Source organism: uncultured Bacteroides sp. (genome assembly GCF_937912035.1).
GTDB lineage: Bacteria > Bacteroidota > Bacteroidia > Bacteroidales > Bacteroidaceae > Phocaeicola.
Window position 1 is genome coordinate 28,739 of sequence record NZ_CALDPF010000016.1, and the last position, 10,826, is coordinate 39,564.

At 37.2% G+C, this 10,826-nt stretch carries 8 protein-coding genes; all 8 read left to right on the forward strand.

What is annotated here, in order from left to right; genetic code table 11:
* The first annotated feature begins 5 nt into the window (after positions 1-5).
* On the forward strand, positions 6-386 hold the full coding sequence (locus Q0486_RS02565; protein WP_299230147.1) for an L-rhamnose mutarotase: 381 nt from the start codon (positions 6-8) through the stop codon (positions 384-386).
* Between the two features lie 48 nt (positions 387-434).
* Positions 435-1,733, forward strand: coding sequence for an L-fucose:H+ symporter permease (gene fucP / locus Q0486_RS02570; protein ID WP_299230148.1), 1,299 nt, complete (start codon positions 435-437; stop codon positions 1,731-1,733).
* A 355-nt stretch (positions 1,734-2,088) separates the two neighbouring features.
* A complete protein-coding gene (locus Q0486_RS02575) occupies positions 2,089-5,409 on the forward strand; it encodes an SUMF1/EgtB/PvdO family nonheme iron enzyme (protein WP_299230149.1) in 3,321 nt (1,106 codons plus the stop codon).
* Position 5,410: 1 nt separating this feature from the next.
* Positions 5,411-6,292: a hypothetical protein gene (locus tag Q0486_RS02580; RefSeq protein WP_299230150.1), complete on the forward strand. Its 882-nt coding sequence runs from the start codon at positions 5,411-5,413 to the stop codon at positions 6,290-6,292.
* Between the two features lie 103 nt (positions 6,293-6,395).
* Entirely contained in the window at positions 6,396-7,202 is an 807-nt protein-coding gene (locus tag Q0486_RS02585) for an IclR family transcriptional regulator (protein ID WP_299230151.1), read from the forward strand.
* Positions 7,203-7,217: 15 nt separating this feature from the next.
* A complete protein-coding gene (locus Q0486_RS02590; protein ID WP_299230152.1) occupies positions 7,218-8,987 on the forward strand; it encodes a YncE family protein in 1,770 nt (589 codons plus the stop codon).
* A complete protein-coding gene (locus Q0486_RS02595) occupies positions 8,984-10,078 on the forward strand; it encodes an endoribonuclease L-PSP (protein ID WP_299230153.1) in 1,095 nt (364 codons plus the stop codon). The genes Q0486_RS02590 and Q0486_RS02595 overlap by 4 nt, the downstream gene beginning before the upstream one ends.
* A gap of 31 nt (positions 10,079-10,109) precedes the next feature.
* Positions 10,110-10,823, forward strand: coding sequence for a hypothetical protein (locus Q0486_RS02600; RefSeq protein WP_299230154.1), 714 nt, complete (start codon positions 10,110-10,112; stop codon positions 10,821-10,823).
* The last annotated feature ends 3 nt before the right edge of the window (positions 10,824-10,826 follow it).

Below are 10,826 nucleotides of genomic sequence, written 5' to 3' on the forward strand. Positions count from 1 at the left end.
AATATATGGTAAATAATGGATATGAAGCCAGAAAACATGATTGTAATGTTAAGAGATACTGCAGAACAATGGATTTAAGAGATAATCCAGACCTGATTGCTGAGTATAGGTTGCGTCACAGCAAGGAAAAAATATGGCCTGAAATACTTGAGGGTATACGCAGTGTAGGAATATTAGAAATGGAAATATACATACTAGGAACAAGACTTTTCATGATTGTGGAAACTCCTTTGGATTTTGATTGGGACTCTGCGATGGATAAACTTGCAGTATTGCCGAGACAGCAGGAATGGGAAGATTATATGTCTATATTCCAGTGTTCTGAACCGGGAAGTACATCTTCAGAAAAATGGCAGCCAATGGAAAGAATGTTTTATCTTTATTAACCCTATTCCTTTCGTCTTAAATCATTAACCTAAACTTTAAAATTATTCATGAAACAATCTATTATTAGTAAAGACGGAGTCAGTTATATATTCCCTTTCATATTGATAACAATGTGTTTTGCTTTATGGGGATTTGCTAACGATATAACTAATCCTATGGTAAAGGCTTTCTCAAAAATATTCAGAATGAGCGTTACTGACGGAGCCTTGGTGCAAGTAGCTTTTTATGGTGGATATTTTGCCATGGCTTTTCCTGCAGCTATGTTTATAAGAAAATATACATATAAGGCAGGAGTTTTGATGGGATTGGGATTATATGCTGTAGGTGCATTGGCATTTTTCCCTGCAAAACTTACTGGTGATTATCATCCTTTCTTATTGGCATATTTTGTTATGACATGTGGATTATCTTTTTTGGAAACTAGTTGTAATCCGTATATATTGTCAATGGGAACGGAAGAAACTGCTACACGTCGTCTTAACCTTGCTCAAGCGTTCAATCCGATAGGCTCTCTTATGGGTATGTATGTGGCAATGAATTTCATTCAAAATAAATTGAATCCAATGGATACAGCTGAAAGGGCACAGTTAAGTCAGGCAGAGTTTGAAGCTGTAAGAGATTCCGATTTGTCAGTTCTTATAGCGCCATATTTAGTAATAGGTTTAGTAATAATGGCAATGCTTTTAGTAATCAGATTGTCAAAAATGCCAAGAAATGCAGATCAATCACATTCTATAGATTTTGTTCCCACATTGAAACGAATATTTTCGAGAAGAAGATACAAATATGGTGTTATAGCGCAGTTTTTCTATGTAGGAGCACAGATAATGTGTTGGACATTTATTATACAATATGGAACACGACTGTTTATGGCGCAGGGTATGGAAGAACAAGCAGCAGAGGTCTTGTCGCAGAAATATAACATAGTAGCAATGGTGATATTCTGTATAAGTCGTTTTGTCTGTACTTTTATGCTTCGTTTTGTAAAACCAGGAATGTTGCTTATGGTACTTTCATTTGCAGCAATTATTCTTACTTCAGGTGTTATTCTGTTGGAAAATATTTGGGGAATGTATTGTTTAGTCGGTGTTTCGGCTTGTATGTCATTGATGTTCCCAACCATTTATGGTATAGCGTTGAAAGGAATGGGTGATGATGCTAAATTTGGAGCTGCCGGTCTTATAATGGCAATTTTGGGCGGTTCGGTATTGCCTCCTTTGCAAGCATCAATTATAGATTGTAAAACGTTGTTTGAAATGCCTGCCGTAAATGTATCATTTATACTTCCACTGATTTGCTTTGTGGTAATTGTAGTTTATGGATATAAGATGAGAAAAGAGAGTTAGTCTTTTTATATTCTAATCAAATTATTTCAATGATCTATCTAAAAAACATCTTGTCATTCGAACATAAATGACAAGGTGTTTTGTTCAAATATTTAGCATTAACAATTTCTGAAGTGTTGAAATATAAAAAACATCTGTAATGAACTAAAATATATCATTTGTATATTACTATAAAATCTTAATATCTAGTACTTTAATATGTATTATTAAATAGAGTTAATTCCTTTGCTTTTATCTTGTTATTGATATATTTGTAAATCTAAAATCATTGATTTTATATATGAAAATAGTGAATTCATATATGAAAAAATGGAATTAGGGTTGTGTCTATGGTGGTTTTATAATTATAGTAACTATGAGAAAATTTTATTCTATGGGGATTGCTGTGCTATTTTCACTTAATATCTCTGCTAATGATTATTGTTTTGATCTTGAAAAACGTATAGGTTTTTATACTGTTGAGAGCTATTCTAAAGCTGTAAATGATTTGGAAAGGAATTTTAATGGGATATATAATCCAGACTCAAAATGGAAAGATGCTATTAATGACTTGGAAAGTAATAGAAATAAGTATATTCTCGGTTTGCGTGCCAAGGACAAAAAAACTGTGAAAAAGGTAGAACAGATATTGGATATACTCGATGGCGTTTTGCTGGATAATCCTCTTATTAGAGATAAGCGTATAGTAGCTATAAAAAGATATTTTGATAACAATTCAAGAAATGTAATGAGTGCATCGTTAGGTATTGCACCTTCAAATTTCCAAAACAATTCAGAGATAAGAAATCCTAAGACAGGGTGGAATAATGAATTTGTTTCTATTGTATGCAGTTCTGATGGTATTAAACAAGAAGTTATGTATTCTCCTGTTAAGGGTATGATAATCTCAGATCCTGAACCTTCGTTTGATGGTTCTAGACTTATGTATTCTTCTATAGGTACTAATGATCGGTGGCATTTATTTGAATATGATTTGAAATCCGGGAATGTGACTCAACTTACTCCTGAAGAATATAAAGATTTTGATAGCTTTGACGGGTGTTATACACCGGAAGGTAATTATATATTTTGTTCTACAGGTACATTCTTAGGATTGCCCTGTACTGATGGCGGCAATAAAATGTGTGGTTTATTTACATATAACCCTACAACAGGTAAAACACGTCAGTTGACATTTGATCAGGATAGTAACTGGGGGCCGGTGATTCTTGATAATGGAACTGTACTTTATCAAAGGTGGGAATATGCGGATTTGCCGCATTCTAATTCAAGAATTATTTTTACGATGAATCCTGATGGAACGACTCAAAACTCATACTATGGCTCAAACTCTTATTTCCCTACTTCGTTTTTTAATGCACGTCCTATTCCAGGTTCGCCGACTTGTATTGTTGGAGTTGCTTCAGGACATCATGGTTGGTCCAGAAGCGGTCGACTTATGATTATAGATACCAGAAAAGGACGTCAGGAAGCTGATGGGGTAGTTGCGGAGATTCCTTTTTCCGGTAAAAAAGTTGAACCGTTGATAAGAGATAGGTTTTCAACCGGAATATGGCCACAGTTCTTACAACCTTATCCTCTGAATGAAAACTATTTTATCGTTTCAATGAAGGATTCAGAGAAAAGTTTGTGGGGGATATATCTTGTAGACAGATTTGATAACAGAACATTGATTGCTGAATCTGAGAATGCTGCTTTTTTGGATCCTGTGATAATGGAAGCAAGAAAAACACCTGCCGTTATTCCCAATAGGGTTGATATAAGCAAGAATTATGCAACAGTTTTCTTACAAGACGTTTATCATGGAGGAGGTCTTGAGGGTATTCCTCGTGGTACTGTGAAAAAACTTCGTATAGGTTCTTATGATTTTAGTCCACTGAAACAGGGAGGACTTTTGGGAACGATAGGAATGGACGGTCCTTGGGACATCAAGCGCATACTTGGAGAAGTGGATGTCGAAGAAGATGGTTCTGCTATTTTTAATATTCCGGCAAATACACCGGTGTTTGTACAGCCGCTTGATGAGGAAGGTAAGGCCTTGCAAGTTATGAGAAGTTGGTTTACAGGTATGCCTGGAGAAATGGTTTCATGTATTGGATGTCATGAAGATAAGAACTCATTGCCAATACCCAAAGTTACAATAGCTTCAAGAAAAAAACCACAAGAGATAAAAGAATGGTATGGTAGAGAACGTGGATTTAGTTACAGACACGAAGTTCAACCTATACTTGATAAATATTGTGTATCCTGTCATAATAGTGAAGATAATGCAGATAAACCATATTTGAAGGGTGATAAATGGATTAGCGATTGGGTCTCAGGTATCAGTGGTAGGGCAGGAACTAAGATTGGTGGACATTTTACAGTTTCTTATGTAAACTTGCATCGTCATGTACGACGTCCTGGTATTGAAAGTGATATTCACATGTTAGTACCTATGGATGTGCATGCAGACCAGACTGAATTGATGCAAATGTTGATTAAAGGGCATCATAATGTAAAGTTGGATGATGAATCTTATAGGAAATTATCTTGTTGGATTGATTTCAATGCACCTTTTCATGGAAGGCGTACGGATATACCTAACTCTAAAGTAACAAAACTTAGTTACGAGATGCGTGCATTATATAGTGATATGTTTGGTACTCCAAAGAGAGATACAGAGTGGCTTCCTGAGATTGATGAAAACACAACACCGGTTATTCCGGAAAAAGAAGAAATAACTATTGGAGAAACAGAACTTGAAAATTGGCCTCTTTATAATCCGGAGAAAGGTGAATATGATTCTTGGAAAAAGCCGCAGAATATCCAGACAAATCTTGTTAATATAAATAAAACTATTGATTTGGGCAATGGAATACGTTTGGAACTTGTGAAAATCCCATCTGGAAAATTTATTATGGGAAGTGACAGAAACGTCGATGAATCGCCTCAATGTGTGGTTACAATTGACAAACCGTTTTGGATGGGACGTTTTGAGATAACGAATGAACAATATAGAGCGTTTAATCCTAAACATGACAGCAGAGATGAACATAGGCATGGATATCAATTTGGACGTAGAGGATACTCTATGAATGGTGATAAACAACCAGTAGTAAGAGTCTCTTGGCAAGAAGCTATGAATTTCTGTAAATGGCTATCCGATAAAACTGGCATGAAATTTTCTTTACCGACTGAAGCGCAATGGGAGTGGGCATGTCGTGCTGGTAGTGCTACGCCATATTGGTATGGAAAAGAAAACGAAGATTTTACACGTTTTGCGAATTTGGGAGATGTAAAACTGAAAGAATTTGCTGCTTGTACTGCATATAAAAATTATGAAAGTGTAAAGATTATATCCACACCTAACAGGTATGATGATTGGATTCCTCGTGACACAGTATTTAATGATGGAGGTTTTATATCGGAGAATGTAGGAGGTTATATTCCCAATTCATGGGATTTGTTTGATATGCATGGAAATGTGTGGGAATGGACTTTATCATCATATAAACCATATCCATACTCTGATAATGATGGAAGAAATGATATAAATATGGGTGATATGAAGAAAGTTGCTAGAGGCGGTTCTTGGTATGATCGTCCAAAACGTGCAACGTCTACTTACAGATTACCTTATAGAGATTATCAGAAAGTGTATAATGTTGGATTTAGAGTAATAATGGAGGAGTAATATGAAACGTATAAATCTTGTTTTTGTCCTTTTGTCTTTTTATTTGATATTGTTCGGTCAGAACAATGAGAAATTGCTAATTGGTGGTTGTGGATGGAATAAAATTGCGATAATAGATAAAACCACTAAAACAATAGAGTGGGAACATGTTTTTTTTAATCGTGAGGATTGCAATGATCTTCAACTTACTTCTGACGGGAATATCTTATATGCATATAATCGTGGCGCACGTTTGGTTAATATGAACCATGAAGTGATATGGGATTTTAAAGTTAATAAAGGAGAGGAACTTTTCACTGCCCGTCAACTTAAGAATGGAAGATATTTGCTCGCTATGTGTGGACATCCAGCTCGTATTGTAGAGATAAACAAAAAAGGTAAAGTGGTTAAAAGTAAAGTCTTTGATACCGGTATAAAAAGCGTCCATGGACAGTTTAGACAGTTAACTGTTAAAAAAGATGGTGGATATATAATACCATTAATGGGTAAAGGTGAAGTTATTGAGACAAATAAAAAAATGGAAATAATACGGAGGGTAAAATGTGGAGGTAATCCTTTTTCTGTATTTGTTACAAAAGAAGGAAAATGGATGGTATCTTGCGGTGATGGTCATAAGCTAGTTTATATAAATCCTAATGATGGACAAATAACTGATACTATTGATTCTTCATCATTTGAAAATCTATCGATGAATTTTGTTGCAGAAGCATTGGTTTATGAAAATGAAAATACTCTATTCTGTAACTGGAATGGTCATACGAAGGATAAGTCCCAGCCGCTTTTGGTTGAATTCGATTCAGATAAAAAAATAGTATGGACATTATATCCTTCTGAAGATATTGTGAATATATCAGCAGTATTTAGTTTTTTTTCTCCAATTTGAAATTCAAATAAATTATTATATCTCAATAATAAAAATGGTTAATGATTTGCTTTTCTCATATAATCTATGTACTTTGTCAAAAACATGAAATGATATTTCAAATATGGAAAACGCTGAGTCAAATATGAAAAACCCAAATGTCAATTATAAGGTTCCTAATCTCGAAAAAGGTCTTGCTGTGTTAGATTATCTCTCTTTTGATGTAAAGGGCAAAACACTGCAGGAGATAAAAGATGATCTTGATATTTCGCAGACCACTGCATATCGAATTCTTAATGCGATGACACGTCTGGACTATCTGATTTACAGTGAAGATACAAAACGCTACAGACTGTCGCGCAAATTGCTGACTTTGGGGTTTAGAGCCCTGAATGAGCATCAGCTGCTCGAGACCGTGTTGCCCCATTTAAGGGAACTAAGGGACAAGGTTAAAGAAACTGTATGTTTCGGGGTGCTGGGTGAAAGGAAAGGGATATTCATAGAGCAGGCCCAAGGTAGTTATGCCTTCAGCTTCAAATTGTCGCCGGGAAAGCCTTTCGAACTGCACTGTTCGGCTCCGGGTAAGGCTATTATGGCATTTCTGCCTGTGAGTGTTCGTGACAGGTATCTTTCATATATGGAGTTTAAAAGATTTAATGAACGTACTATAGTTTGCAAGGAGGATTATTTGAAGGAACTGGATATTGTTTTCAACCAGGGTTTTGCCATGGATAATGAAGAAGAACTTTCTGGAGTGGTCTGTATAGGTGTCCCGATATTTGGTTATAATGGTTATCCTTGTGGGTCTATTTGGATTTCGGGACCTAAAGGACGTCTTACAGATGAAATTATCAGTGATGATGCTGTTATAATGAAAGAAGCGTCGAAACGAATTTCAGCGGAACTTGGATATATAAAAGTAAGACATTAAATTTTATATTATATCATGAAAACACACATTAGTTTTAAACACATATTAGCTTTTTGTTTTTGGGGGGTATCCAATATTTTGCTTGCGGGTAATTCGCCATTTTATCCCACCGGAATTGCAGTGAGCAGTGAAGGTAAATGCTTTATTTCTGAAAAAGGAACACGCATGGTTTCGGTATATACTGACGAAGGAGTGAAAGAAAGTATATCATATAAATTTAATGAGATTCCTACAGGTGTAGCCGTGAATGGAGATGTGATGTATGTTACTACCTTCGAAACCCAGGGATTGCTTCATGTTATAAATATTTTAGATGGAAAAGAAATTGCTACAATGAGTACAGGCTCTGGTGCATGTAGTCCTGTAATTAACGGACAGGCAGACCGGCTGTATGTTTGTAATCAGTTTGACGATTCTGTTTCCGAAATTGATATGAAAGACAATAAGGTGTTAAGGAAGGTCAAGGTTCTGAGGGAACCTAAGTCGGCTGTTGTTAGTAAGGACGGAAAGTATCTGTTTGTGGCGAATTTCCTTCCTGCTCAAAGGGCAGATTTGGATTATGTGGCTACCTGTGTGTCTGTAATTGATCTGGACAGTTTTACTAAGATAAAGGATATCAGACTGGCAAACGGTAGTAATGCCGCACGTGGTGTGTGTATCACTCCCGATGGCAGATACATTTATGTTTCTCACAATTTGGGGCGTTACACAGTTCCCACATCGCAGTTACAGCAGGGTTGGATGAACACGAGTTCGTTCAGTGTGATAGATGTGGAGGCACAGAGCTATTTGGGGGAAGTACTGGTGGATGAGCCTGAACGCGGTGCGGCTGGAATATGGGGAATACAGTGTAATGATGACAAGATATTTATTACACATTCTGGTACTCACGAGGTCAGTGTCATAGATCGAAAAGGAATGATGGATAAGTTCCTTGCATATCCGAACAAGCAAGCTCTTGAGTACGATCTTACTTTCTTGTACGGCTTGCGACAGCGTATTCCTTTGGAGGGAAACGGCCCCAGGAATTTTGTGCTAACAGACAGTAGCATAATTGTTCCGACATATTTTGCTGATGTACTGAACGTGATGGATATCAATACTTTGGATGTGAAAGGCTATAATCTGAATCCTGAAAGAGTGGAAAGCGATATAGACAAAGGGGAAAAGTACTTCAATGATGCTTCACACTGCTTCCAGAATTGGCAAAGTTGCAATGGGTGTCATCCTGGTGATGGGCGTACTGACGGTATGAACTGGGATTTGATGAATGACGGTGTCGGTAATTCCAAAAACTGCAAAAGCATGCTTTTCAGCCATGTAACACCAAGGTGTATGATTTCAGGAATTAGAGAATCAGCTGAGCTGGCAGTCAGAGCTGGATATAAGTTCATTCAGTTTTTCGATATTTCCGAAGAGGATGCGCGTTGTGTTGACGAGTACCTCAAATCTTTGAAGCCCGTCCCGAGCCCCTGGCTGGTGAATGGAGAACTTTCTGATAAGGCCAAACTTGGTAAGAAGGTTTTTGATAAGCTTAAATGTGGAGAATGTCATTCAGGTGTTTATTTTACGGACATGAAAATGCATGTTATAGGAGATGATGTGGAATTCGAGCAAGGATGGGATACTCCAACGCTGAGGGAGGTATGGCGTACGGCTCCATATTTGTTCGATGGAAGGGCTGCTACGATGCGCGAGGTTTTTGAGGTGCATAAACATGGTATTGATAAAAAAGTTTCAAAAAAGGAAATAGAGGCATTAACTGAATATGTTAATTCATTATGAGTTATTTTAAGAATATAGATTATAGTATATTGAAGTCTGCCGGTGATGATTTTAATGGAATGCTGAATGAAATATTGCAGAAAATGGATACCGGATATAAAATTCTACGATTGGTTTTCTTTTCTGCTGTGGCGGACGATGATGATTATCGGGACAAACTGAACAGTTTGCGTATCAGAGTTGGAGAGCTTTTTAAGGGGAAACTACCTATAATATCTCTGGTGCCTCAGAAACCTTTGGATGCTGGACTCGTGGTTGAGGTACATAGTTACAGACCTGACCCGGATGAATCTCTTATCTACAAAGATTTTAACGGTTTTCCGTATGTGGTGCTGGAAAACCGCTATGGCAGATTCCTTTATGCTGGAGGTTTACACTCTTCTTCTGGCGATGATATATCTGCCGGTAGTGTCGGTATATTTAATGTTTTGGGAAATATATTGCGCGGTGAAGGTTTTAATGTGGATTCTATTGTCAGGCAATGGAATTATATAGGAAACATAACTTCGTTCGACGATAGTGGAAATCAGCATTACCAGATGTTTAATAACGCGCGTACGGATTTTTATTCTTCATGGGGATGGTCCGATGGGTATCCGGCTGCTACGGGGATAGGAACATCGGGGCAAAGTGTTGTTGTGGATGCGGATGCGGTTATGTTGAAGTGTGCAGATTTTGAAATTAGGCCTATTGACAATAAATTGCAGATTGCGGCGCATGCGTATTCCGAAAATGTGTTGGAGAAAGCTGATACAGGGCTTACAACTCCGAAGTTTGAACGTGCCAAATCTCTTGGTTATGGGAATGAAAGAATGGTTTATGTCTCCGGTACGGCAGCAATACGTGGGGAGAAAAGTATTACTGACGATGTGGTTGAACAACTTCATGTGACAATGGAGAATATCCGACAGCTGACGGGCGATTCCGAAATAAAGCTATTGAGGATCTATCTGAAAAATGAGGAAGATTATGAGGTGGTACATCAGATTATGGCTGAATATCAGAATATAAGTCAGTCTTATTTGTTGGCGGATGTATGTCGTGACGAGTTACTCATAGAAATAGAGGGCGTGGCTATCGACTGTAGATAATGCGATTCATTAACTTTAAAAAATAACGGATATGAGAACAGGTTTGAGTTTGAAAAATTATTTAATTGTTATGGCGGTAGCTGCCTTCGGATTTTCTTGTGCTGGAAATTCGCAGACGAAAGAAGATTCAGAAAAAAAAGTTGAGTGTAATAAAACAGAAATTAATAAAGCTATGAAGTACAGTAAAAAATTTACAAATGCCGATTTCTATAAGGACGGCAAGTTTCAGCAAGATGTGGCTATTGAAGCTATGAAAGACATGTTCAAATTCTATAACGTACCGTTCACTGATTTGATGGCGAAGGATATGTGGGTTACAGATTTTGGATTGGGAGATTTTGAAAATGTAGGTATGGGGGGTATTTTTTGGGTGAACGATCCAGAATACAAATATTTTGCTCATGCCATATATTTGCTTCCAGGACAGATGATACCGGAACATGCTCATGTGGCTACTGAAGGATTCCCTGCCAAGCATGAATCGTGGATGGTGAATCACGGCTGGGTATATAATTTCTCGGAGATTGGCGAGGAGACTCCTAACGCTCCTGCTGTAAGTGCGGTACACGGTCCTATCAAGAGCAAGAATTATGTAGTGCAGAACGTTGGTGATGTATTAAGACTTAAGAAATTGGGTTCTTTCCATTTTATGATGGCCGGTCCTGAAGGCGCTATTGTTGATGAATGGGCTTGTTATCACGATAATGCTGGGTTGAGATTTACTAATTCCAAAGCTTCTTTGTAAAAT